Source organism: Streptomyces daliensis (assembly GCF_054782395.1).
This window is the reverse complement of sequence record NZ_BAAGSO010000107.1, coordinates 135974-161308: the sequence shown is the minus strand read 5'-3', so window position 1 is coordinate 161308 and position 25335 is coordinate 135974. Positions and strand designations below refer to the sequence as shown.

Annotated in this window: 18 protein-coding genes; 10 read left to right on the top strand and 8 right to left on the bottom strand. The window is 72.4% G+C overall.

Annotation, left to right across the window (positions count from 1 at the left end):
* Positions 1-78: 78 nt before the first annotated feature.
* Together treY and ACYVOO_RS30195 are read left to right on the top strand one after the other, a co-directional pair.
* Positions 79-2667 (top strand): malto-oligosyltrehalose synthase, encoded by a 2589-nt coding sequence (treY, locus tag ACYVOO_RS30200; RefSeq protein WP_461018895.1) that lies wholly within the window; start codon positions 79-81, stop codon positions 2665-2667.
* A 236-nt stretch (positions 2668-2903) separates the two neighbouring features.
* A complete protein-coding gene (locus ACYVOO_RS30195) occupies positions 2904-3692 on the top strand; it encodes a lytic polysaccharide monooxygenase auxiliary activity family 9 protein (RefSeq protein ID WP_461018894.1) in 789 nt (262 codons plus the stop codon).
* 21 nt (positions 3693-3713) lie between these two features.
* Here ACYVOO_RS30195 and ACYVOO_RS30190 read toward each other — a convergent pair whose 3' ends face one another.
* Positions 3714-4292, bottom strand: a complete 579-nt coding sequence (locus ACYVOO_RS30190; protein ID WP_461018893.1) for an FHA domain-containing protein — start codon at positions 4290-4292, stop codon at positions 3714-3716.
* Positions 4293-4640: 348 nt separating this feature from the next.
* On the opposite strand from ACYVOO_RS30190, the gene ACYVOO_RS30185 reads away from it, so the two are divergent.
* Together ACYVOO_RS30185 and treZ are read left to right on the top strand one after the other, a co-directional pair.
* Positions 4641-5558, top strand: a complete 918-nt coding sequence (locus tag ACYVOO_RS30185; protein WP_461018892.1) for a GNAT family N-acetyltransferase — start codon at positions 4641-4643, stop codon at positions 5556-5558.
* 114 nt (positions 5559-5672) lie between these two features.
* Positions 5673-7640, top strand: coding sequence for a malto-oligosyltrehalose trehalohydrolase (treZ, locus tag ACYVOO_RS30180; protein WP_461018891.1), 1968 nt, complete (start codon positions 5673-5675; stop codon positions 7638-7640).
* Between the two features lie 25 nt (positions 7641-7665).
* On the opposite strand, the gene ACYVOO_RS30175 is transcribed toward treZ, so the two are convergent.
* The 6 genes from ACYVOO_RS30175 to ACYVOO_RS30150 all read right to left on the bottom strand — a co-directional run bounded on the left by ACYVOO_RS30175 (position 7666) and on the right by ACYVOO_RS30150 (position 15352).
* Complete coding sequence (locus tag ACYVOO_RS30175) at positions 7666-8343, bottom strand: LysE family translocator (RefSeq protein WP_461018890.1); 678 nt, start codon at positions 8341-8343, stop codon at positions 7666-7668.
* Positions 8344-8407: 64 nt separating this feature from the next.
* Positions 8408-10765, bottom strand: a complete 2358-nt coding sequence (locus tag ACYVOO_RS30170) for an MFS transporter (RefSeq protein WP_461018889.1) — start codon at positions 10763-10765, stop codon at positions 8408-8410.
* 99 nt (positions 10766-10864) lie between these two features.
* Positions 10865-11740 (bottom strand): triose-phosphate isomerase, encoded by an 876-nt coding sequence (locus ACYVOO_RS30165; RefSeq protein ID WP_461018888.1) that lies wholly within the window; start codon positions 11738-11740, stop codon positions 10865-10867.
* On the bottom strand, positions 11734-12198 hold the full coding sequence (locus ACYVOO_RS30160; RefSeq protein WP_461018887.1) for a ribose-5-phosphate isomerase: 465 nt from the start codon (positions 12196-12198) through the stop codon (positions 11734-11736). The genes ACYVOO_RS30165 and ACYVOO_RS30160 overlap by 7 nt, the downstream gene beginning before the upstream one ends.
* The gene (locus tag ACYVOO_RS30155) at positions 12195-14288 is read right to left on the bottom strand and encodes a dihydroxyacetone kinase family protein (protein WP_461018886.1); all 2094 of its coding nucleotides are present in this window, start codon (positions 14286-14288) and stop codon (positions 12195-12197) included. Before ACYVOO_RS30155 ends, ACYVOO_RS30160 begins: the two co-directional genes overlap by 4 nt.
* A complete protein-coding gene (locus ACYVOO_RS30150; RefSeq protein WP_461018885.1) occupies positions 14285-15352 on the bottom strand; it encodes a sugar phosphate isomerase/epimerase family protein in 1068 nt (355 codons plus the stop codon). The genes ACYVOO_RS30155 and ACYVOO_RS30150 overlap by 4 nt, the downstream gene beginning before the upstream one ends.
* 143 nt (positions 15353-15495) lie before the next feature.
* Here ACYVOO_RS30150 and ACYVOO_RS30145 point away from each other — a divergent pair, with 143 nt between their 5' ends.
* The 5 genes from ACYVOO_RS30145 to ACYVOO_RS30125 all read left to right on the top strand — a co-directional run bounded on the left by ACYVOO_RS30145 (position 15496) and on the right by ACYVOO_RS30125 (position 20636).
* Positions 15496-16200 (top strand): GntR family transcriptional regulator, encoded by a 705-nt coding sequence (locus ACYVOO_RS30145; RefSeq protein ID WP_461018884.1) that lies wholly within the window; start codon positions 15496-15498, stop codon positions 16198-16200.
* A gap of 287 nt (positions 16201-16487) precedes the next feature.
* Positions 16488-17462 (top strand): tripartite tricarboxylate transporter substrate binding protein, encoded by a 975-nt coding sequence (locus ACYVOO_RS30140; protein ID WP_461018883.1) that lies wholly within the window; start codon positions 16488-16490, stop codon positions 17460-17462.
* A complete protein-coding gene (locus ACYVOO_RS30135) occupies positions 17459-18019 on the top strand; it encodes a tripartite tricarboxylate transporter TctB family protein (RefSeq protein ID WP_461018882.1) in 561 nt (186 codons plus the stop codon). Before ACYVOO_RS30140 ends, ACYVOO_RS30135 begins: the two co-directional genes overlap by 4 nt.
* Positions 18016-19623, top strand: a complete 1608-nt coding sequence (locus ACYVOO_RS30130; RefSeq protein WP_461018881.1) for a tripartite tricarboxylate transporter permease — start codon at positions 18016-18018, stop codon at positions 19621-19623. The genes ACYVOO_RS30135 and ACYVOO_RS30130 overlap by 4 nt, the downstream gene beginning before the upstream one ends.
* A complete protein-coding gene (locus tag ACYVOO_RS30125) occupies positions 19620-20636 on the top strand; it encodes a 4-hydroxythreonine-4-phosphate dehydrogenase PdxA (protein WP_461018880.1) in 1017 nt (338 codons plus the stop codon). Before ACYVOO_RS30130 ends, ACYVOO_RS30125 begins: the two co-directional genes overlap by 4 nt.
* A gap of 181 nt (positions 20637-20817) precedes the next feature.
* Here ACYVOO_RS30125 and ACYVOO_RS30120 read toward each other — a convergent pair whose 3' ends face one another.
* Complete coding sequence (locus tag ACYVOO_RS30120; protein WP_461018879.1) at positions 20818-23247, bottom strand: xyloglucanase; 2430 nt, start codon at positions 23245-23247, stop codon at positions 20818-20820.
* A 622-nt stretch (positions 23248-23869) separates the two neighbouring features.
* On the opposite strand from ACYVOO_RS30120, the gene ACYVOO_RS30115 reads away from it, so the two are divergent.
* Positions 23870-25306 carry a glycoside hydrolase family 6 protein gene (locus ACYVOO_RS30115; RefSeq protein WP_461018878.1) on the top strand — a complete coding sequence of 479 codons (1437 nt, stop codon included), beginning with the start codon at positions 23870-23872 and terminating at the stop codon, positions 25304-25306.
* Positions 25307-25335 lie beyond the last annotated feature (29 nt).

Here is a 25335-nt window from a genome sequence, read left to right as displayed (position 1 = left end):
CCGAACGTAGGTCTTGACGATCGCCCACCTGCACGGACAGGACGCACGAAAGCACGGCGCCGGGGTACGTAGCTTCCTATGACGCCGCCCGCTCCGTACGGCACGCGCGCACCCGACGTGCCAGTCTCCACCTACCGGCTCCAGCTCCAGCCGGAGTTCCCCTTCGCCGCCGCCGAGGAGGCCGTCCCGCACCTGGCAGCCCTCGGCGTCACCCACCTCCACCTCTCCCCCGTGCTGACCTCGGTGCCCGGCTCCACCCACGGCTACGACGTCACCGACCACACCCGCGTACGGGCCGAGCTGGGCGGCGAGGACGGGCTGCGCGCGCTGTCGGCGACGGCCCGCGCGCACGGGCTCGGGCTCGTCCTGGACGTGGTGCCGAACCACATGGCGGTGCCCGCCGACACGCGGCTGAACCTGCCGCTGTGGGAGGTGCTGCGGGAGGGGCGGGAGTCGCCGTACGCGCGCTGGTTCGACGTGGACTGGGACGCGGGGGACGGCAGGGTGCTGCTGCCCGTGCTCGGCGGCCCGCTGAGCGAGGAGGCGTCACACCTGCGGGTGGAACCGGGGGCGGGCACGGACATGGGCGCGGGCGCGGGTGCGGAGGCGGGTGCGGGTGCGCGGGCCGTGCTTCGCTACTGGGACCGCGTGTTCCCCCTCCGGGAGGGCACGGAGGGGCTGCCGCTGCCCGAGCTGCTGGACGCGCAGCACTACAGACTCGCCTGGTGGCGGCTGGCCCGTACCGAGCTGAACTACCGGCGCTTCTTCACCATCTCCGACCTCATCGGGGTCCGCGTCGAGGACCCCGAGGTCTTCGAGGCGACGCACGCCAAAGTGCTGCAACTCCTGCGCGAGGGCGTCGCCGAGGGCCTGCGCGTCGACCACCCGGACGGGCTGGCAGACCCGGGTGGCTATCTGCTGCGCCTGCACGAGGCGACGGGCGGGCGCTGGACCGTCGTGGAGAAGATCCTCGGCTCGGAGGAGACGCTCCCCGCCGACTGGCCCGTCGCGGGCACCACCGGCTACGACGCGCTGCGCCACGTCGACGGCGTCTTCACCGACCCGCGCGGCCACGGCGAACTCCTCGCCGTCTACCGCGACTTCACCCGCGCCGCTCCGCACTCGGGCGGCGACTGGGACGCGACGGTGCGGAGGGCCGCCTTCCAGGTCGTCACCCGTGAGCTGGCCGCCGAGACCGACCGCCTCACGCGCACCGCGCTGCGCGTCTGCGCCGCCGCGCCGGGGCTGGCGCTGCGCGACCACTCCGCCGTGGCGCTGCGCGCGGCCCTGCACCAGACGCTGGTGCGCCTGCCCGTTTACCGCCCCTACGTCACTCCGGGCGCCATCCCGGGCGCTGCTCCGGGTGCCGCTCCGGGCGCGCCCGTCCGCGAGGCGGACGCCGCGATGCTGGAGGCGGCGGCCGAGGGCGCGCGGGGCGCCTGTCGCACGCCGGAGGAGGAGCGGTCGGTGGACCTGGTCCGCGATCTGGCGCTCGGCAGGCTCGGCGGAGGCCCCGGCCAGCGCGACTTCGCCGCCCGCTTCGCGCAGGTCTCCTCGGCGCTGCGCGCCAAGTCGGTCGAGGACGCCGCCTTCTACCGCTACATCCCGCTCCTCTCGGCCTGCGAGGTCGGCGGCTCGCCCGGCGCCCCCACCGTGGCGCCCGACGCGTTCCACGCGTACTGCGCCCGCCTCCAGCGCGACTGGCCCACCACGGCCACGGCGCTGTCCACGCACGACACGAAGCGCAGCGCCGACGTACGCGCCGCGCTCGCCACGCTGACCGAGTGCCCCGGACGGTGGGCACGGTTCCTGGAGGACACGCGGATCACCGGCGCGACGGACCGCGCCCCCGACCGCCACACGGCCTGGGCCGCCTGGCAGACCGCCATCGGCCTCGGCGGCGTCCCGGGCCTCCCAGCGAGGGCGGGACGGCTCGCGCGGGCGCTGCTGAAGCATGTGCGCGAGGCCGGGCTGCGCACCACCTGGACCGAGCCGGACGTGGGCTACGAGGAGGCCGTCGCACGCTTCGTCGACGGGATCGAGGGCGGGGAGCCGGGCACTGGCGGTTCCGCGCGGTCGGCCGTCGCCGAACTGACGGCGGCGCTGGGCCCGTACGTACGGGCCAACGTGCTCGGCATGGCGCTGCTGCATCTGACGATGCCGGGCGTGCCCGACCTCTACCAGGGCACGGAGCGGCGCTACGCGGCGCTGGTCGACCCCGACAACCGGGACCCCGCACACGTCGAACCCCTGACCTCCGCTGACGGGGGCACGGAGGCGGACGCGGCGGCGGACGCGGCGGGCGTGGACGTCGACAGGGAGAAGCTGCGGCTCACCGTAGCGGCCCTGCGGCTGCGCCGCGCGCACCCGGAGTGGTTCCTCGACGCCGGTTCCTACGAGCCGCTGCGCGCCGAGGGCCCCGCCGCCGACCACTGCCTCGCCTTCGCGCGAGGGGGCCGCGGGGGCTCCGTCGTCGTCGCCGTGACCCGGCTGGCGCTGCGGCTGGAGGAGGGCGGTGGCTGGCGCGGCACGGAGCTGCCGCTGCCCGAGGGCACCTGGCGCGACCTGCTGTCGGGCCGCACGGCGCGCGGACGCCGCCCGGTGGGCGCCCTCTTCGCGGGGGCGCCGGTCGCGCTGCTGGTCAAGGAGGACACGGGCGGGGCGTAACACCCGCGAATCCGGAAGGACTTGACGACGTAAGCGCGTCAGTCGCCCGGAGAACGGACTGGGGCGGAACGGAGCGTTTACAGCTCTGCGCGCCCGCGCTACGGTCACGGCGAAGTGGGAGCGCTCCCAAACACCGTGTACGCGCCGCCCCCGCACTGTGGCGGCGCGTACACGGCCCCGGCCCCGCTCCCGCCCGACCGCCCGTAAGGCTCCCCCACCGCGGAAGGACCCGCGCGATGACGGCACTTACGCACAGACGCAGAAAGCCCCGCACCCCCGTCCCCACCCCCACCCCCACGTCCGCACGCCCGAGGAAGACCGCGCGGACCCGCGTGCTCCTCCCCCTGCTCGCCGCGCTGCCAGGGCTCGCGTTCTTCTCCCTCACCACCGGCACGGCCGAGGCACACGGCGCCCCCATGCAGCCCGGCAGCCGTACCTATCTGTGCTGGAAGAGCAGCCTCAGCAGCACCGGAGAGATCAAACCCGTCAACCCGGCCTGCCAGGCCGCCCTCGACAAGAGCGGGACGACGCCCTTCTACAACTGGTTCGCCGTCCTCCGCTCCGACGGCGCGGGCCGCACCGAGGGGTTCATCCCCGACGGACAGCTGTGCAGCGGCGGCACGGGAGGCCCGTACGACTTCACGGGCTTCAACCTGCCGCGCGACGACTGGCCGTTCACGCACGTGTCGGCGGGCGCGCAGATGCAGTTCCGCTACAACGCCTGGGCAGCGCACCCCGGTGAGTTCCGCTCCTACATCACCAAGGACGGCTACGACCCGAACCAGCCGCTCACCTGGGACGACCTGGAGGACCAGCCGTTCGACGCGGTGACGGACCCGCCCCTGGTAGGCGGCGTCGGCTCGGAGAACAGCGCCTACGTGTGGAACGCGAACCTGCCCCAGAACAAGTCGGGACGGCACGTCGTCTACACCGTGTGGGAGCGCTCCGACAGCCAGGAGACCTTCTACAGCTGCTCCGACGCGAGCTTCGACGGCGGCCACGGAGAGGTCGAGATCCCGACCTGATCCCGTGCGGCGAGCCGCATGTCAGGTGTGCTCCGGTGGCTCCAGCTCCGGAGGCTTGGGCACCGTCAACCGGAACCCGACCTGCCCGAACCTCACCTGGTCACCGGGGCGCACCGAAACGGAACCCGCGATCCTGCTGCCGTTGACCCACGTCCCGTTGCTCGAGCCGAGATCGCGCAGCGACCACCCCTCCGGCTTGCTGCGCAGTTGGGCGTGGACGCGGGAGACCGTGAAGTGGTTGAGCCGCAGCATGGATCCTGGGGCACGGCCGATGGTGAACGGATAGGGCCCCGGCTGGGGCAGCAGCAGCTCCGGCAGGCGCTCGGACTGCCATGCCTTGCGCAGCGTGCCGGGAAAGGCCGACAGCCTGCCGACGGCCTGGACGAACCAGCGGCCGCGCGGACGCCGCGTCGGAAGGTCGAAGAGGGCGGCGTGCAGCTCCCCGTGCCACTGTGCGTGGAGGATGACGTCCATCCGCTGCTCGAACGTGTTCTGCGAGATCCGGCCTTGCACCGCGCCCTCGCGCAGCACCTCAAGAGCGCGCTCCCGCTCCACGTCAGACAGGCGCGGAGGGTACGCGCTGAACTCAAGAGATGTCATATGAATCATTCTCCGGACGCCTCAAGTCCATGTCCAGGCAGCTCCTTTTTCGGTATCCGAACGAAGACATCGGGCGCGGCGGGGCGGGGGGTGCGGGGCGTCGTCGGAGCTCGTGGCCGCGGTAATCCGTAGACGCCGACGGGATCACCCGTTAGTGTGCGCCTACGCTCGATGACGTGCCCGATGGCGCGAACGAAGGGAGGCGAGAGCTGATGTGCAGCACGTTCACCACCTCGCGCTCCCGCCTTCTCGGCCCCGCCCGGGCGTCACGTCACGGCTGACCGGCTGAAGGGCTGACCGGGAGCGCGGACACCTGATTCCGCATCCTTCCGGAAGGAACCCTTCACCGTGACCGCTGATCTGGTCATCCGCGCGCTCGACGAGTCCGAGGCGCGCACCCTCTTCACCTCGCTCACCACCCCTGACGGACACCTCGTCGGCGCTCCGCTGCTCGGCCGCGCGTACGCGACCCTCGCGGAGGGCGGCGCCTACCGGCCCGAGTGGACCTGGGTCGCGCTGCGCGACGGACGCGTCGTCGCGCGCGCCGCGCTCTGGGCGGCGCCGCAGGACGAGAAGCCGGTCGTGCTCGACTGGTTCGACTTCGCGCCCGGCGAGCACGACGCCGCCGTGCGGCTGCTGCGGGAGATGCCGCGCGTCGAGTTCGAGCTGGTCCTGCCGCCGGGCTGGCGCGAGGACCCGGCGGTACGGGCCGCGACCGAGTCCCGTACGCGCGCCGCCGAGGCGGCCGGGTACCGCCCGCTCGTCGAGCGCTACCGCTACCTCTGGACTCCCCGCGACGGACTGCCCGAGCTGCCGGGCCGGGTCGTCTGCCGTCCCGAACCCGACGACGAGGTGTTCCTCGACGTACTGCGCCGGGTCCAGCACGGCTCTCTCGACGCGCACGCGCGCGCGGCGACGGAGCAGGGCGGCCCGGAGCAGGCCGCGCGGGAGGACATGGAGCATCTGCGCTGGATGCCGTCGCCCCGCGAGTGGTGGCGCCTCGCGTACACGCGCGAGGGTGAGCTGATCGGGCTGCACGTGCCCGCGCGCGTCCCCAGCGGCCCGGCGGTCGGCCTCATCGGCGTCGTGCCGGAGCGGCGCGGAAACGGCTACGCCTACGAGCTGCTGGCCGAGTGCACCCACCAACTGGCGGCCGAGGGCGCGACGTCGATCGCCGCGGCCACGGACCTCGGCAACGAGCCCATGGCCGCCGCCTTCGCGAAGGCGGGCTATCCGGTCGTCCAGCACCGCTACTGCATGGCGTAGCGGACGGGCCGGGGGGCAAGCGGGCGGGCGGCGGGTGCGCGTACGGCGGCCATATGGCGGCGCGCGCCCGCCGGGCCGTAGCGCCGTCGGACGGGCTGCCGCAGCATGGTGCCCATGCTGTTCGAGGTGTGGGCACCAGTGGCCGGCCGGGTCGCGCTCCTGCTGGAGGCCGCGCAGGGGGCGGAGCGGGTGGAGGGGGCGCGAGGGGCGGACGGAGCCGGGGCTTCCGAGGCGGGGCGCTGGGGTTCCACGGGGGGCGGGCCGGGTGGGTCGCGCGGGCCGTACGAGTCGGGTGGGTCGTACGCGTCGCACGCCATGGTCCGCCATCCGGAACGCCCCGGCTGGTGGACGGCGTCCGTCCCGGCCGCACCGGGCGCACGGTACGGGTTCGCGCTGGACGGCGGCCCCGCACTGCCCGACCCGCGCTCGCGCCGCCAGCCGGAAGGGCCCGACGGGCCCAGCGCCGTCGTCGACCACGACGCGTACGACTGGCGGCACGCGTGGCGGGGGCGGCGGCTGCCAGGATCGGTGCTCTACGAGCTGCACGTCGGCACCTTCACCCGCGAGGGCACGTTCGACGCGGCCGTCGAGCGGCTGCCGCACCTCGCGGCACTCGGCGTCACCCATATCGAGCTGCTGCCGGTCTGCCCGTTCCCCGGCAGGCACGGCTGGGGCTACGAGGGCGTGTCGCTGTGGGCGGTGCACGAGCCGTATGGCGGGCCCGACGGGCTGAAACGCCTGGTGGACGCGGCGCACGGGCACGGACTCGGCGTCGTCCTCGACGTCGTGCACAACCACCTCGGCCCCTCAGGCAACCACCTCCCCGCCTTCGGGCCCTACTTCACCGAGGCGCACCAGACCCCCTGGGGCGCGGCCATCAACCTCGACGGGCCCGGCTCGGACGAGGTCCGCGCGTATCTGACGGGCAGCGCGCTGGCCTTCCTCCGCGACTACCGGCTCGACGGGCTGCGCCTTGACGCCGTGCACGCGCTGGCCGACACCCGCGCCGAGCACTTCCTCGCCGCGCTCTCGCGGGCCGTCGACGCCCTCGCCGCGCACACGGGGCGACCGCTCTTCCTGATCGCGGAGTCCGACCTCAACGATCCGCGCACGACGGCCCCGCGCACGGCGCACGGCCACGGAGTGCACGCCCAGTGGAACGACGACTTCCACCACGCGCTCCACACCGCGCTGACCGGCGAGTCCCAGGGCTACTACGCGGACTTCGCACGCGACCCGTTCGCCGCCCTGCACAAGACGCTGACCGGCGCGTTCTTCCACGACGGCACGTACTCCTCGTTCCGGGGGCGCTCCCACGGCCGCTCCCTGGACGCGGCGAAGGGCGCCGTACCCGCGCACCGTTTCCTCGCGTACGCGCAGACGCACGACCAGATCGGCAACCGCGCCCTGGGCGACCGGCTCTCGGGCACGGGCCCGGGGCCGGGTTCGGGCTCCGGCTCCGGCTCGGGTTCGGACTCCGGTCCGGGACGGCTCTCGCCCGGGCGGCTGGCCTGCGCGGCGGCGCTCGTGCTGCTCGGGCCCGGGACGCCCATGCTGTTCATGGGCGAGGAGTGGGGCGCGGGGACGCCGTGGCAGTTCTTCACCGACCACACCGACCCCGAGCTGGCGGAGGCCGTACGCCGGGGGCGGCGGCGGGAGTTCGCGGCGCACGGCTGGGCCGAGGAGGACATCCCGGACCCGCAGGACCCGGCGACCCGCGAGCGCTCCTGCCTGGACTGGAGCGAGCCGGGGCGACCGCCGCACGCGGCGCTGCTGGAATGGCACCGCGCCCTGATCGCCCTGCGCCACGCCCACCCCGTGCTCGCGCACACCCCGCTGGGCGAGGCCATGGTCGAGTACGACGCGGACGCGGGCTGGCTCTGGCTGCGCAACGGCCCCCTCCACGTGGCGGTCAACCTCAGCCCGGACGGACCACCCGCCCTGCTTCCGCTCCCGCTGCGGCGCACGGTCACGCTCGCGGCGTGGGGGCCCGAGGGGGGCGGGGACGGGGGCGGGCGCGGGATCCGCTTCGAGGACGGGGTGCTGCGGCTGCCGCCCGAGTCGGCGGTGGTGCTGCGGTGACCCGGGTCTCCTGGCGGAGGCCGGGTCACCCCTCCAGCGCGAGCCTGACGCCGAGGAGGAGCAGCACCCCGCCCGACGCCTGCTCCATGCGGCGCCGCACCCCCGCACGGGACAGCACGCCCTTGAGCCGTCCGACGCCCCACACGTACATGGCGTAGTAGCCGACCTCGAACACGGCCCACAGCGCCGCGAGCCCCACCATGGCCGGAAGCTGCGGCGCGCCCTCGGGCACGAACTGCGGCAGGAAGGACATCGCGAAGATCGCGGCCTTGGGGTTCGCGAGGTTCATCAGCAGGCCCGCGCCGTACGCGAACCGCCCGCCGGTCCGCCCCTCCTCCGCCTTCGCCTGACCCTCAACGGCCAGGTCCCCCGTCGGACCGTCCGCGACGTCGTCCGCCGTGCCGCCGGCCCCGCTACGGGCCCGGCGGGCCGCCCACAGGGCCTGGGCGCCGAAGAGGACGAGCACGGCGGCGCCCACGTAGCGCATCACGTCGTACGCCACCTGCGAGGCGGCCAGCAGTGCCGTCAGCCCGAAGGCCGCGACGAGCCCCCACACGAAGACGCCCGTCTCGTTGCCGAGGACCGTCAGCAGACCGGCGCGGCGGCTGCGGAGGGAGCTGCGGATGATCAGTGCTGTGCTCGGTCCCGGAGACAGGGCGATCAGCAGGCAGGCCCCCAGGAAGGGGAGGAGCGTCTCGTACATCCCGTCATCCTCGGACGCCCCGGACCTCGGACGCCAACGGGTTTCGCCGCGTACGGGGCACGGGTCACGCGCCGGATATCTGATCGCTCCCGTGCTCGCGCTCGTGCGCATGCCCGTGCGCATGCTCGTGCTCGTGCTCGTGCTCGTGCCGCAGGTGCAGGTCGTGGTGATCGAGGTCCGTGCCATGGAGGGTCAGCGGGGAGGTGACGGGGGCGTAGCCGCCCGCGACCACCGTGTACGCGCCCTCCGCGAGGTCCGTGAACGCGTACGCGCCGTCGGGGCCCGTGATCCGGGTGCTCACGACGCTTCCCGAGCCGTCGAGCAGCGAGATCCGGGCATCCGCCAACGGCCGCCCGCCCCGGGCCCGCACGGCGCCGCGTATCGCGGCCGAGGGCCGCAGTCGCACATCGCAGCGGTTCGGGGAGGCGTGACCGTCCTCGTGCGGGTGGCGGGCAGGGCGGCCGTGGCCCGGCAGGGTCAGGGTCGTGGCCTTGGGCCGGTGTCCCGGCGCTGAGCCGACGAGCAGATAGCTCCCGTGGCCCGGTGCCCGAAACGCGTACGAGCCGTCCGCCGCCGCCGTCGCGCGCGCGAGCTGGCGCCCGCCGTGGTCGAGCAGCGTCACCACCGCGCCCGCGACGGGCGCGTCGCCCCCGCCCAGGACCAGCCCGTGCACGGAGCCCTCGGCCACCGCCCGCGTGAAGTCGGGCGAGGGACCCGTCGCGACGGCCGTGGCCACGGGCACCGCAACCGGAACCGGAACCGAAGCCGAGGCCGGGGGTGCGGCCGGGGCGGAACCGGGCGTCGACGCCGATGCCGCGTCCGACGGGGTCGCCGACACCGCGCGAACCGCTCCCTTCGCGTGGTGTCCCTTCGCCCGCTCACGGCCGGGCAGGAAGGCCGCTATCAGCAGCCCCAGCAGCGCCGCGCCCGCCGCGATGAGGAACGCGGTGCGGAACCCCTCCAGATCCGGCACCTCGGTGTTCCCCAGCGGGATCGTCATCCGCGCCAGCACCACACCGATGACGGCGCTGGAGGTGGAGGTGCCGATGGAACGCATCAGCGTGTTCAGCCCGTTCGCGGCCCCCGACTCGGAGGGGTCGACGGCGCCGATGATCAGCGCGGGCATGGCCGAGTAGGCCACCCCGATGCCGATGCCGATGAGCACCGCCGTGATGACGACCTGCCACACGGCGTCCATCAGCGCGGTACCCGCCAGATACGCCAGGGCCAGCACCACCAGCCCCGTCATCAGGGACACCTTCGGGCCGCGTGCCGCGGAGATGCGCGCGGAGAGGGAGGAGACCAGCATCATCGCGACGCCCATGGGCGCCACGCACAGCCCGGCGACGACCATGGACTGGCCCAGCCCGTAACCGGTCGAGACGGGCAACTGCAACAGTTGCGGAAGCACCAGCGTGGCCGCGTAGAAGGCCAGGCCGACGGTGATCGAGGCGAGGTTGGTGAGCAGGACCTGACGGCGTGCCGTCGTACGCAGGTCCACCAGCGGGCCCTCGATGCGGAGTTCGAACAGGCCCCACAGCAGGAAGATCACGACGGCCGCGCCGAACAGGCCCAGCGTCATGCCGCTCCCCCAGCCCCAGTCGCCGCCCTTGGATATGGGGAGCAGCAGCGCGACGAGTCCGGCCGAGAGGCCGATGGCCCCGAGCACGTCGAAGCGTCCCGGCGTACGCATCCTGGACTCCGGAACCACCACCGCCACCAGCACCATGGCTATGACTCCGAGCCCGGCCGCCCCGAAGAACAGGGCGTGCCAGTCGGTGTGCTGTGCCACGTATGCGGCCAGCGGCATCCCGAGCGCCCCGCCCACCCCGAGCGACGAGCTCATGAACGCCATCGCGGAGCCCAGCCGCTCGGGCGGCAGTTCGTCCCGCATGATGCTGATGCCCAGCGGGATGGCGCCCATCGCGAAGCCCTGGAGCACGCGCCCGGCGACCATCGGGACCAGCGACGACGTGAACCCGCAGACGAGCGAGCCGAGCACCATCAGCCCGAGGCTGAACAGGATGAGGCGCCGCTTGCCGTAGAGATCACCGAGCCGCCCCATGATGGGGGTGGCTACGGCGCCGGACAGCAGCGTCGCGGTGATCACCCAGGCGGCGTTGGACGTGGCGGTGCCGAGCAGGCGGGGGAGTTCCGCGACGACCGGCACCAGCAGCGTCTGCATGACGGCGACCGAGATGCCCCCGAACGCGAGCACCGGCACGATGCCCCGGGCCTCGCGGGGACCGTCCTGAGGCACGGTGTCCCCGGCCGCCCCGCCGACGCCGGTTCCGCCGATACCGACCCCGCCGACGCCGCTCGGGCCCGGACTGCCCGGGGGTCCCGGTCTGTCCGTGGCCCCTGGGCTCCCGTGGCTCCCCTCGGTGACGGTGCGCCGGTCGGTGGTCTGAGCCTGGGACATGCGAAGGGCCTCCGGAGGGGCTAGGGGGGTCAACTTCGTGCAGCGTACAAACGAACTGCCTGGGCCCACCCGGTATTCCGCCGCCCTGACGCATGACGTTCACCGCCCGGAAATCACCCCCTCGGGAGCAGTCGCCCCGGATGGCTGTCCGGCCTCGGCGACGAGGTCGATCAGGGCGAGGAAGTCCTCGGCCCGCCACGCCCCGCGCCCCACGAACAGGCCCCGCACCTCGGGGACCCGCAGCAGCTCAGCGGCGTTGTACCGGTTGACGGAGCCGCCGTAGAGCAGGCCCGCGCAACGTCCGGCTCCATAGCGCTCGGCGAGCGCGGAGAAGACGGGGGCGATATCGGCGGGGTCGGGCTCTCTGCCGCCCTCGCCGATGGCCCATATTGGTTCGTACGCGATCAGGACAGACCTCAGCTCATCTTCCGTCAGCCCGTCCAGAGCGGCATCCGCCTGCGCGCGTACGTGCGCCACCGATCCGCCCCGGGCGCGCACTCCGGCGTTCTCTCCCACGCACAGCAGCGGACGCAGTCCGTGCCGGAGCGTGGCGGCGACCTTCAGCCGTACCGTCGCGTCGGTCTCCGCGAAGTGCTCGCGCCGCTCCGAGTGCCCCAGTTCCACGAGCCCGACCCCGGCGTCGGCGACCTGGGGGACGGACAGCTCGCCGGTCCACGCGCCGTAGTCCTCCCAGTGCGCGTTCTGCGCACCGACGAGGACAGGGCTGTCCTCGCCGAGGGCGGATACGACCGCCGTGATGGCGGTGGCCGGGGGTATCACGAACGGCCTTACCCCAGGGGCGCGTTCGGCCAGCTCAGGGCCGAGAGCCTCGCGCAGCCGGGCCGCGTACGCGACTGCTTCAGCACGTGTCTTGGTCATCTTGAAACTGGTGCCGATCCAGCGCGTCCCCGGGGCTCCTCCCGGTGCGGAGCCCCCCGCACGTCCGTGGCCCGGCCCCCGTCCCGGGCTCAGCATGGGCCGGGGAGATCGTAGGAACGGATCGCGTCCACCTTCGCCGCCGAGGCGGACGTCGGGTCGAAGGTGTAGGTGAGCCATTCGCGGACCAGTCTGCGGGCCAGCTCCAGACCGATGACGCGCTGTCCGAGGCAGAGGACCTGGGCGTCGTTGGAGAGGACGGCTCGCTCGACCGAGAAGGAGTCGTGCGCGGTGACGGCGCGGATCCCCGGCACCTTGTTCGCGGAGATGGCGACGCCGAGGCCGGTGCCGCACACGAGCAGGGCGCGGTCGAAGCTGCCGTCCGCGACGAGCCGGGCGGCGTCCACGGCGACATGGGGATACGCCGTGTCCTGGCCCGAGCCCACCCCCGCGTCGCGCACCCGCGCGACCAGTCCGCTGGCCTCCAGATCCCGCTTGAGCGCCTCCTTGTCATCGAATCCGGCGCTGTCGCTGCCGACGACGATGCGCAACGTCATGGGTTCTCCTCCCCCTCGACAAGAGCTGTGGCCGTGCCGGACCGCGCTTCCCGCCCATGTCCGGCCCGCGCCCCCGGCACGGTCTCCGGAACCGCCAGGGCTTCCGGCCCGGTCACGGCAGGTGGCCCGGACGCGGCCTCCGGCTCGGACATCGCCTTGGCGACGGCGGTGACGATCAGCGCGAACGACACCGCTCCGGCGTCGGGCGTCCCGAGGCTGCGGTCGCCGTGGGTACGGGCGCGGCCGAGGCGCGCCGTGATGTCCGCGGTGGCTTCGGCGGCCCGTGTCGCCACCTCGGCGGCCGAGACCCACTCCGCCACCCCGTCCATGGGCCCGCCCACGTCTCCGTCCACCCGTGCGGCCACGGATATGTCCTCCGGTGCGCCGGGCCCCCGGTCCGCTCCCACGCTCCCCGGTATGTGGTCCGGTGTGCCGGGCCCTCGGTCCGTCCGTACGGCCGCTGATGTGTCCGATGTGTGCGGCGGTATGTCCGGGCCTCGATCCGGCCGCGCGCTCTCCGGTGTGCCGGAGCCGGGTCCGGGATGCCTCGACGGCCCTTCCCCGCCCCCGCGCCCTCCGAGCCGCTCCTCCAGCCGCTCGGTGAACGGCACGGCCGCGTCCACGAGCGTCTTGTCGCCGGGACGGGCGCCGCCCAGCCGCAGCACCGCGTCGAGCCCGGCGCGTACCGCGCGGACGGCGGTCTCCGGGGTGACCGGTTCCGCGTCGCCGAGTGTGCGGCCCGCGGCACTCAGCGCCGCTCCCCACAGCGCGCCCGAGGTGCCGCCCGCGCGCTCGGACCACGCCTCTCCGGCGCGTGCGAGCAGAGACTTGGCGCCCGCTCCCGCCTCCAGCGCCGCTTCGGCGGCCCGCGCGGCGGCCTCCGTGCCGCGCCGCATCCCGATCCCGTGATCGCCGTCACCGGCCACGGCATCGATGTCGCCCAGGCGCTTCTCCTGTTCCGCGACCGTTTCGGCCGCCGTGCGCAGGGCCCGTGCCAGGTGGTGAGCCGCGTGCCGGGATGCGGGAGTGCCTGGTTCGACGGGAGCGGTGCGTGGCGCGGGGAGGTCGTCGGTGCGGGACGGTGGCGGGCTCAGCGTGCCCCGCTGGAACGCCGGGGCAAGTGCTGGCGCCGCCCACAGGCCGGCCAGTTCGTCGTCCAGGAAGGTGAGGGTGAGCGAGAGGCCCGCCATGCCGAGGCTGGTGACCTGCTCACCGACCACCGGGTGGGACGGCACCAGCCCCTCCTCGCGCAGCCGGGCGTCGACGCGACGGTGCACGACGTACAGCTCCTCGTACTTGGTGGCGCCCAGGCCGTTCAGCAGCACGGCCACTCGGCGCTCGCCCTCCCTGTGCTCCGGAGGGCGCTCACTCAGGAGCCCGTCCACGAGGAGATCGGCCACCGCGTCGGCTGTGGGCAGCTCCGACTCGGCGATGCCCGGTTCGCCATGGATGCCGAGCCCCAGGGCCATGCGCCCTGGCTCGACGGTGAACAGCGGTTCCTCGGCCCCCGGCAGGGTGCAGCCGCTGAACGCGACGCCAAGTGTGCGCGTCGCCGCGTTGGCCCGGCGGCCGAACCGCTCCACCTCGTCGAGCCCGAGCCCCGCCTCGGCCGCGGCGCCCAGGATCTTGATGACGGGCAGATCGCCCGCGATGCCCCGGCGCCGCTCGGCTTCCTCGGCGGAGGCGATGTCGTCCGTGACGGTCAGGATGCGGACATCGATGCCCTCGGCCCGCAGTTGCTCGGCGGCCTGCCCGAAGTGCAGCACGTCCCCCGCGTAGTTGCCGAAGGCGAAGAGGACTCCGCCGCCGTTGTGGGCGGCGCGTGCGACGGAGCAGATCTGGGAGGCGGAGGGAGAGGCGAAGATGTTGCCGCAGGCGGCGCCGTGCGCGAGGCCGGGCCCGACCCAGCCCGCGAAGGCCGGATAGTGTCCGCTGCCGCCGCCGATGACGAGGGCGGGTTGCCCGGGGCGGCTGACGGTGGAGCGGACGACTCCGCCGTGGACGGCCGCCACCTGATCGGGGTGTGCCGCGACGAACCCGGCCAGGGCCTCGTCGGCGAAGTGCTGGGGATCGTTGTGCAGCGGGGTCATCGCAGCGCCTCCCGCTTCTCGCGCTCTTCCCACGGCCGGGCTCCGCGCCCGTCGGCCCTTGCCTCGCCCGCTCCGGCCGCCCCGGCCACGCCATGGGCCGTTTCGCGGGCCGCGAGCTTGACGTCGAGGATGCGGCGCAGATAGTCGCGGTTGGCGGCGGAGACGCTGAGGCCGTCCCCTCCGTAGTGCTCCACGCACAGGGGTCCGGTGAAACCCGCGTCGAGCGCCATCTCCAGCGCGCGCCGGTAGTTGATGAGACCGGATTCGGCCGGAGCGGGGACGGTGAAATAGGCGCCGGTGGCGGGGTCGTGATCGCGGTAATAGTTCTTCACGTGCCAGTAGTTGGCGTGCGGGAGCGTGGCACGGAGCATGTCCTCCCAGTTCTCCACGGGGCGGTGGAGCCGTACGAGGTTGCCGATGTCGGGGTTGAGGCCCACCACCTGTGGCATCCCGATGTCGCGCACGAGGGCGACGGCGCCGGCGGCGGTGCCGAGATACGTGTCCTCGTACATCTCCAGGGACAACTGGAGCCCGAGCCCGGCCGCTCGCCTGCCCAGGGCCGCCAGCCGCTCGACAGCGAGCTGCCACATTCGCGCGTCCCCGGGCGGATCGCTCGCCCCGCTCTCCGTCCAGAACCACTGTGCCGCGAGCTGCGCGGGGGTCAGCGCGCGGTGGAGCCCCACGGACACGACGGGGATGCCCAGCTCCGCCGCCGCGTCGAGCGTCCGCAGCAGATAGCCGAGGTGGGCCTCGGCGGCCTCGGGATCGGGGTCTATGACACTGCGGCGGACGGCGGAGACGGCGGTGACGCCCAGGCCGGAGTCCTCGATCACCCCGGCCAGGCGGCGGAGCCGCTCAGGCGGGAGATCGCCGGGCCTGAGCCAACTGTCGGTGAGATCGACGTGATCGAACCCGGCGGCGGCGACCTCGCGCAGGACCGCGGCCCAGTGGGCGACGGGCGCGTCCTGAACGCTGGTGCCGTCGGCGAGGGTGCCGGGGAACTGAAGGAGTGCCGCGCCGATGGGCCAGCTCTCGGCGGTGCGGGACATCGCGGTGTGGGACATCGTCGTCTCCGTTACGTATGTCGTCCGGAAGCGGTGGAGCCGCTCCGTGCGCGGCTCCACCCCTCGATCGTGGATCGTATAGGATCTATCCGAGCGACGACAGGCCCTGTGGAAAACCCTCCTGAGCTAACCTGGACGGCACTATGACCTCCGGAAAGAAGACGCCTGTGGTGCCGCGGCGCGCGCTGCGCGACGGTGTGTACGAAGCGCTGCTGGAGAAGCTGCTCGACGGCTCGATGCCGCCCGGCGCCTCCCTCGGAATCGACTCGCTCTCCCGTGAACTGGGCGTCTCGCAGACGCCGGTGCGCGAGGCGCTGGTGCAGATGGAGCACACCGGACTGGTCACGCGGGTCGCGCTGAAGGGCTATCGCGTGGCGCACCCCCTTCCCCCGCGCCAATTGGCCGAACTCTTCGACGCGCGGGGCATGCTGGAGGTCGCGGCGGCCGAGCGGGCCGTGGCGCACACCGACGATCTGCTGCCGGAGCTCCGCGCCGCGCACGCGCAGCACGTGCTGTGCGCCCATCGCGTGCGCAAGCAGCGCGGTGACGGCGGCCCGCCGGCGGACTATTCGGATCTTCGCGAATACTTCCAGGCCGACTGGGAGTTCCACCTCACGATCATCCGCGCCGCCGACAACCGGTTCCTGGTCCAGATGGCCGAGTCGCTGAGCGCCCACGTGCACCGCATGCGGCAGACCGCCGATCACGGCGCCCTCGACATCGACCAGGCCGTGGCCGAACACGCCACGATCCTGGCCGCTTTCGAGTCCGGAGATCCCGAGGCGCCCTCGAAGGCCCTGCGCACGCACCTGGCGGCCGTCGCCCGCCGGGCGGCCGAGGACGCATAGCCCCCGCCCTCGTCGCCTCCCCCTCCCTTTCCCCTCTCTACCGCTCTCTCCGCGACGGCCGGGCCCCCGCCCGGCCGTCGTCCGCGAAACGACCCCTCTCCCGCCCGCCGGCCGATCGGCGGGCGGGCCTGCCCGTATCCACAACCGGCAAGTTATGCACACCCCTTGCCAGGGCGTCGGCCGCGCTCTACTTTCCATATATCCAATAGGATCTCTGATGACGCGGGCTCGTGGCGCGGCATGGAGAGAGCTCCCTTCCCTGTCCCCTGGCCGCAGGAAGGTCGACGATGACGTCACCGCTGCGCACTGTGCTCGCCCTCGTGGGCGCCACCCTGCTGCTGTCCGCCTGTGCACCGGGCGCGCTGCTGAACGCGAAACCGCCGGTTCCCGACGACTGGGAGCCCCGCGGCTCCGTGTCCGCGATGGTCGCCTTCGCGCCGGGCGGCGGCAGTGACCGCTCAGCGCGCGTCATGGCGCAGGGCCTGAACGAACTCGGCGGGGACTACAACGTCAACGTCGAGAACAAGGAGGGTGGTTCAGGCGCCGTCGGCTGGTCCACGTTTCTCTCCGAGGAGGGCAACGGCAACGCCCTCCTCGTCGCCGAGACCGCGCTCAATACTCTGCCGCTCGTCTATGACGTGCCGTTCACCTACGAGTCCTTCACCCCGCTGGTCATGTTCGCCAAGGACTCCCGGATGGTCGTGGCCCGCGAGGACTCCCCCTACGACACCTGCGCCGATGTCGTCACCGCGAGCGAGAAGCGCCGCGTCGTCACCGGCTCCAGCGGCAAGACCGGTGCGGACGCCCTGGTCATCGCCGAGTTCCAGCAGGAGGGAGGCAAGTTCGGCACCGTGCCCTACGGCTCCACCGGCGAGGTGCTGACGGGACTGCTGGGCAAGCAGATCGACGTCGCTCCGGCGAGCGCCGCCTCGGTCAAGCCCTATCTGGAGAGCGGCGATTTCAAGGCGCTGTGCACCCTCACCACCGAGCGCTACGACGATCCGCTGCTCGGCAAGGTGCCCACCGCCAAGGAGCAGGGGATGGACGCGGAGGTCACCGTATGGCGCGGGGTGTTCGCGCCGAAGGGCATATCGAAGGTCCAGCGGAACTTCTGGATCAAGGACCTGCACAAGGCGATGAAGTCCAAGACGTACCGCGACTACCTCAAGGCCGATCTGCTCATCCCCGCCGATGTCAGCGGCCGTGACTTCGCCCAGTACCTCGATCGCTACGACGCACAGATGCGGGGGATCCTGCGATGAGCCTCGCCAAGAACGAACCCGTGGGCGCTCCGCGCCTGACGCCCCCGTTCCGCCGCCCCGTCGTCGCCGCCTACGCCGTGCTCGCCGCCGTGGGAGCCGCGTTCTTCGCCGGGTCCTTCCAGTACCCCTGGTCGAACCCCGAGGACGGCACCATCGGCCCCGGGCTGCTTCCACGGGTCGCGGGGCTGCTCCTCCTCGTCCTGGGGCTGCTGCTGGTCCGGCAGGAACTGCGCGGCGGCACCGTCCTGGAGGGTGACGGCCATGTCACCGAGGAGGCGGAGCACTCGGAGGAGGAGGCCCGTCGCGTGCGGGTCAAGCTGGTCGTGGTCGTCGCCACCATGGTCGTCACCGCGCTGCTGATCCCCTTCCTCGGGCTGCTGCCGGCCCTCACCCTGATGACGCTCTTCCTGACCTCGGTCGTGGAGCGTCAGCCGCTGGGCCGCTCGGTGCTGGTGTCGGCCGCGACGTTCGCCGTCGCGTATCTGCTGTTCATCGTCGTGCTCCGGGTGCCCCTGCCGTTCGGACTCTTCGACCCCGCCGTCTGGAGTGCGCTGTGATCGACAACATCGTCACCGGCTTCGACGCCGCGCTGAGCGCCGAGAACCTCCTGTGGTGCTTCGTCGGCGTGCTGCTCGGCACCGTCATCGGCATCCTGCCGGGCCTGGGCTCGGCGACGGGCGTGGCCATCCTCATCCCGGTCACGCTCACCTTCAGCCCGCTCACCGCACTGATCATGCTCGCGGGGATCTATCACGGCGCCCAGTTCGGGGCGACGATCACCGCGATCCTCATCGCCACACCGGGCGAGGCGTCCTCCGTCGTCAGCACTCTCGACGGATACCGCATGGCGCGTCAGGGCAGAGCGGGGCCCGCGCTGGCGATCTCCGCGCTCGGCGCCTTCGTCTCTGCGATGGCCTCGCTGCTCGTCCTCGTCGCCGTCGCGCCCTTCTTCGCCCATCTCGCCCTGGACTTCGGCCCGCCCGAGATGCTCGCCGTGATGATCCTCGGCCTGTGCACCATCGTCGTCTTCTCGGGGCGCAATCTGCTGCTCGGGCTCTCGCTGGGCCTGCTCGGGGTGCTGATCGCCTGTGTGGGCGTCGACGTGGGAAGCGGCACCCCGCGCTACGCCTTCGGGCAGATAGACCTCTTCGGCGGTGTGCCCTTCGTGGAGGTGATGATCGGGCTCTTCGCGATCGGCGAGCTGCTCAACCAGCTCCACATCGGCATGGCCGAGCCGATCCGGGCCCGCTTCCGCGATCTGCTGCTCACCAAGGAGGACCTCAAGCGCTCCGCGGCACCCACCGCGCGCGGCACCGTCGTCGGCTTCCTGCTCGGCTGTCTGCCGGGAGCGGGCACGACGCTGGCCTCGTTCATGGCGTACGGCGCCGAGAAGCGCTTCTCCAAGAACCGCCACAAGCTGGGCACCGGCGCCATCGAGGGGGTCGTCGCGCCGGACGCGGCCACCAACTCCGCCTCCAACGCCAACTTCGTCCCGACCCTCGTCCTCGGCGTCCCCGGCGGGGCCACGACCGCGGTGCTGCTCGGCGCCTTCCTCATCTACGGCATCCAGCCCGGCCCGCTGCTCTTCGAGAACCAGCCCGATCTGGTGTGGGGCCTGCTGGTCTCCTTCTTCATCGGGAACCTGATCCTGCTGATCCTCAACCTGCCGATGGCGCCGGTCTTCGCGCAACTGCTGCGCGTGCGGTACGCGTTCCTCTATCCGCTGATCATCGTCACCAGCCTGCTGGGCGCGTATTCGGTGAAGAACAGCATGTTCAGCGTCTGGATCGTGCTCTTCTTCGGGCTCGTCGGCTATGCGATGAAGCGGCTCAACTTCCCCGTCGCGCCGCTCGTGCTGGGGCTGGTCATAGGCCCCCTCTTCGAAAAGGCCATGGTGCAGACCTCGGCTCTGGCAGGGGAGGACAGCCTGATCGTGTTCCGCAGCCCCGCCGCCGTCTCCCTCCTGATACTCGCCCTGGCCCTGGTGGCAGGCCCGCCGCTGGTCAGGCGGCTCCGCCCGAACAGGACCACCGAGCCTCGGCAGCCCGACGCCCCGGCCGAGGAGACCCGGGACGCCGGAGACGCCGCCCGCACCCCCTCCGACAGCCCCGCGTCCGACAGCTCCGCGCAGCCCACCCTCACGGAAAAGAGGCCCTCATGACCGCCGCAGCACTCCCCCGTATCGCCGTCACGCTCGGCGATCCCGCGGGCATCGGACCCGAACTCGTCGCCAAGCTGCTCTCCGACCCCGCGAACACCGCGGCGGCCCGCGTGCTGCTGATCTCCGACGAGCGGGAGCTTGCCGAGGCGGGCGAGGACGCGGGCACGCCCCTCCCCTACACCACCGACGCGGCGAAGGCCGAGGCCGAAGGGCTGCCGCTGCTGCTCGGCGAGGGTGCCAGTCGCCCGGCGGCGCCCTTCGAGCGGAAGGCGGCCACGGCGGCGGGCGGACGGTGGGCCCTCGACAACCTCGAGGTCGCCCTGGGCCTGGCGAAGTCCCAGGAGGCCGACGCCATCCTCTTCGCTCCGCTCAACAAGTCCTCCCTGCACCTGGCCGGACTGTCGGAGAACGACGAACTGCGCTGGTTCGAGGTCGAGTTGGGGGTGGAGGACTTCACGTCGGAGCTGAACGTGCTGCCGGGGCTGTGGACGGCACGGGTCACCTCCCACGTGTCGGTCGCCGAGGTCGACGCGGGCATCACCCGCGAGCGGGTCGTGGCTGCGGGGCGGCTGCTCGACGAGGTGCTGCGCGAGTCAGGGCTGGAGCGGCCCCGTATCGGCGTGTGCGCGCTCAACCCGCACGCGGGAGAGAGCGGGCGGTTCGGGCGGCACGAGATCGACATCATCGCCCCGGCCGTGACCGACCTCGCGGACGCCGGGCTCGACGTCAAGGGCCCCTTCCCCTCCGACACCATCTTCCTGCGGGCGCGTGCCGGGGAGTTCGACGGCATCCTGACGATGTACCACGACCAGGGCCAGATCGCGATGAAGCTCATGGGGTTCGACGGCGGGGTCACCATCGCGGGCGGCCTGCCCGTCCCGATCTGCACCCCGGCCCACGGCACGGCCTTCGACCTCGTCGGCCAGGGCGCCGCGAACACCGGGTCCATCCAGAACGCCTTCGACATAGCCGTCCGCATCGGCGCCCAGCGGCGCGCGGCACGTCAGCGGTGACCGGGGCCCGAGCACGGACCTGAACCCGGGCCTGAGCACGGACCTGAACGCGGGCCCGAGCACGGACCTGAACGCGGGCCTGAGCACGGACCTGAACGCGGGCCCGAGCACGGGCCTGAGCGCGGACGTACGGCCCGGGGGCGGGGCGGACCCGGGCCGTACGAGATCGCTGCCGGGAGGCTCACTCCCGGATGTCGCCGTAGACGATGCCCCGCCCGTTCGTGGCGACGTAGACCCTGCCGTACACCCGTGGGTCGCCGGTGATCGCCGCACCGGTCCAGCCCCACTGGTGGGCGTCGTCGTTGACGCGGACCCAGCTCGCGCCCGCGTCCGTCGAACGGAAGATCCCGCGGACGCCGCCGATCTTGGCGCTCGCGTAGAGCGTCTGGTACGAGGCGCCCGGAGCCGCCTTGCCGAAGCCGATGGTGTCGGCCTCCTCGACGCCCTGGACCTTGGTGAAGGTGGCACCGGAGTCCTTGGAGTGCCACAGCCCGTAGGCGCCGCCCTTCGCTCCCCCGGCGAACCAGATGTCGCCCTCGGCGCCGGGCAGCGCCTTGAAGCGGACGCTGTCCCCGGCCGGGAGGCCCTGGGAGGAACGGGCTGTGAAGGTGGCACCGCCGTCGGTGCTGACGTAGAAGGTGCCGGAGGAGAAGCCGTAGAACGTCCGCGGGTTCTCCCGGTCGGCCTCCACCGTCGCCCCCGCGGGGATGCCGCTGGAGGCGGACCAGCCCCCGCCGACCCCGGTGGCGTAGTGGACGCCGGCGCCCTGGGGGCTCCAGACGAAGCGGCTGCCGTCCGCCCCGGCCGCCACCGTGCCGCCACCGGTCACGCCCGAGGGCTCGCTGCCGCCCCACCAGTTGGCCCCGTTGTCGGTGGAGAAGGCGACGCGGGGCGCGGTGTCGGCGTTGCCGGCCCGGACGACCGTGCCGGGGTTCTTCTCGGCGAAGTCGAGGCTGGTCGTGGAGGTGAAGTTGGGCGACTGGTACATCGTCGACGGCACGCTGGTGAGGTCCGTGTGCCGGAAGCCCCCGATGTCGCCGAGCGCGCTCAGCAGCGGCGCCCCCGAGGGCGGGCTGGCGAGGTCGTTGACCGCGGTCTCCTCGATCCCCCGGGCCATCGGCTCGATGCCGATCTTGCCGCCGTCGTCCCAGTCGGTGAGGTTGCCCGTGCCGTAGACGGTCGCGCCCGTGCCGTACATCATCCGGTCCGAGTCGAAGGGGTCGATCTCCAGTGCCTCCGTCATCCAGCCGAGTTTCGGGGTGACCTCGGGCGGCGACGGGTTGGCTCCCCAGGTCAGCCAGGGTGAGGAGGAGACGTCCATGGTGTAGCGGAAGGAACGGTTCGGGTAGCTGGTCCAGTCCCAGGCGCGGGTCCAGTTGTCGCCGCTGTCGTTGGTGCGGAAGATCTGGGTGTCGGGCCACCAGGAGCTGTAGCCGGTGACCATCACCGTCCCGGGATGCTGCCGGTCGACGGTGAGCCCGCTGTAGCCGAAGTACGTGTCCGCGTCCGTCATCGGGCTGATGTTCTTCCACTCGCTGGTCGCGGTCGCGTAGCGCCAGACCTGGCCCTTCGCGCCGTCGTAGGGCCCGCCCGTGTCGCTGAGCGCGAGATAGAGGTAGCCGTTCTCGGCGTCGAGGACGCCCTTGTGCGCGAGGTAGCCCGTCGGCTGTCCGGGCAGGCGGGACCAGGTGCGGCCCGCGTCGGTCGAACGGTAGACGGTGTTCTCCTTGTCGGCGACACCGACGTAGACCGTCCCCGTCGGGCTGCCCGCCGAGCCGGTGGACTCGTCGAAGGTGACCCAGACGACGCCCTGGTTGTCGCTCGCGTAGCCGCTCGGGTCGGACGGGTCCTGCGCGTAGTTGCCGGGGTTGGGGAAGCTGGTGACCTCGGCCCAGGTGACCCCGGAATCGGTGCTGCGCCACAGCCCTTCGCCGCTGGGCGCGGCCAGGTACAGCACGCTGTTGTCGTGCGGGTCGACGGCCAGACGCTCGCCCATGCCGCGCCCCGGCATGTTCCCGCCCAGCTTGAAGGGGAGACCGGTGCTCTTCCAGCTCGCGCCCCGGTCGGCCGAGCGCAGGATCGCGCCGTTGGTGGGGTCCCAGTCATTGGTGTAGGTGCCGACGGCCGCGTAGACGTTGTCCGGGTCGACGGGGTCGCTGGCGATGCTCGCCACGCCGGTGTGGCCCCAGTTGTCCCAGCCCACCGAGTCGAGCAGCGGCGTCCAGGTCTCGGACGAGGCGTTCCAGCGGTAGGCGCCGCCGATGTCCGTGCGGGCGTAGGCGAGGTTCTTCTCGCTCCGGTTGAAGACGATGCCGGGGACAAAGCCGCCGCCGTCGATGCGGGCGTTCTTCCAGTCGTACGCGTCGGCCGCGACCGCGTCCGGCCTGGACCCCGTCGACGCGACGGACTCGACGGACTCGACGGACCCGGCAGCCCCAGGCGCGGACCCGGCGGACCCGGCGGGCCCGGCCGCCTCAGAAACGGAACCGGATGAGGGACCGGTTCCCACCGCCTGGCCGGTTCCCAGAGCCGGACCGGTGGTCGCCGCGATGAAGAGTGCTGCGAACAGGAAGTTCAGTAACCGCCGCTTGCGTTTGCGTCTTGTACGCATGGAGCGGGTCCCTCCTAGCGGCTCGGTCGGATGGGGGGATCGGAGTACAAGCCGTGAACCAGTGGGAGCGCTCCCAAGGTTCGGTTGCGGCGCTATGGGTGTCAAGAGACATGGCAAGACCGCCCCATCGAAGAAATTCGACGGAAGAAGTTCGCAACGCCCCTGTCGCGATGCGGAACTTCCCATTACATTCTGACGGCACCAGTGGGAGCGATTCCATCCGTCGAGCGCCGTGCGTGGCGCTTTCGACCAGCGAGGAGTCGCTCATGCGCGCACCCCCCTGCGCCTTCATCTCCTGACGGCCGGTGCCGAGCACACCTGTCGGCACCCTCACGTCCCCTCGGCGAAGCGTCATGCCTCCGCGGCCGGAAACCGGAAGCCGATACGGACCGGTCAGGGCCCGGACAGACCTGGGACACCTCCGCTAACCCCCTCCGCTCACGCTCAGCACCGTCCGGCACGTCTCGTCCGGCGACGACACGCGACCCGTGCCACGCGACGCGGCAACCGGCGGCGAGCGCACCAGCAGCGAGCAACCAGCGATCAGCGCAGAAACGCCCCCACATCCCCCCAAGGCGACGCGGTCCGCACCGCGCGCCCGGAACCGAGAGGAACCCGTTTCATGAGCCGCAACAGAAACACCGCCCACCCCTCACGCGCCGAACGCCCCAAAGGCCTCGCCCGCCCCGCCCGCTCCTCCCGACTGTCCCGTACCGCGCTGTTAGCGGCGTGCGCGCTGGTCGCCGCCACGGCCGGGACCGCGACGGCGCTGGAGCCCAGGGCGACGGACCAGAGCGCCGCGCCGCTGGCCAAGGTCGACAACCCGTACCAGGGCGCCAAGGGCTATGTGAACCCGGAGTGGTCGTCGAAGGCCGCGGCCGAGCCCGGCGGCAGCAAGGTCGCGCAGCAGCCCACCGGCGTCTGGCTCGACCGCATCGCCGCCATCGAGGGCGCGAACGGCAAGATGGGCCTGCGCGACCACCTCGACACGGCGTTGCAGCAGGCGAACGGCGGCTCGCTCGTCGTCCAGCTCGTCATCTACAACCTGCCGGGCCGCGACTGTTCCGCGCTCGCCTCCAACGGCGAGCTGGGTCCGACCGAGATCGACAGGTACAAGACGGAGTACATCGATCCGATCGCCGCGATCCTCGCCGACCCGAAGTACGCGAACCTGCGCATCGTCACGACCGTCGAGATCGACTCGCTGCCCAACCTCGTCACCAACACCGGCGGGCGCGCGACGGCCACCCCCGAGTGCGACGTCATGAAGGCCAACGGCAACTACGTGAAGGGCGTCGGCTACGCGCTGAACAAGCTCGGCGACATCGGCAACGTCTACAACTACGTCGACGCCGGGCACCACGGCTGGATCGGCTGGGACGACAACTTCGGCCCGTCGGCCGATGTGTTCAAGCAGGCGGCGACGGCCGAGGGCGCCACGGTCAACGACGTCCACGGCTTCATCACCAACACGGCCAACTACAGCCCGACGAAGGAGCCGTACTTCACCATCAACGACTCGGTGGGCGGCAGGTCGGTCCGCGAGTCGAAGTGGGTGGACTGGAACCGCTACGTGGACGAGCAGTCCTTCGCACAGGCGTTCCGCGACAAGCTCGTCTCGGTCGGCTTCAGCTCCAGCATCGGCATGCTGATCGACACCTCGCGCAACGGCTGGGGCGGCACGGCCCGGCCGACAGGACCCGGGCCGCAGACCGACGTGGACAGCTACGTCAACGGCGGCAAGACCGACCAGCGCATCCACGTCGGGAACTGGTGCAACCAGAAGGGCGCCGGGCTCGGCGAGCGCCCCACGGCCGCACCGGCCGCCGGGATCGACGCGTACGTCTGGATGAAGCCCCCGGGTGAGTCCGACGGATCGAGCAAGGAGATCCCGAACGACGAGGGCAAGGGCTTTGACCGGATGTGCGACCCGACGTATACCGGCAACCCCCGCAACAACAACAACATGTCCGGCGCCCTGCCGGACGCGCCGATCTCGGGCCAGTGGTTCTCGGCCCAGTTCCAGGAGCTGCTGAAGAACGCCTACCCGGCGCTCTGACCGCCGCTCGTAGCAACGCGCTGACCAGC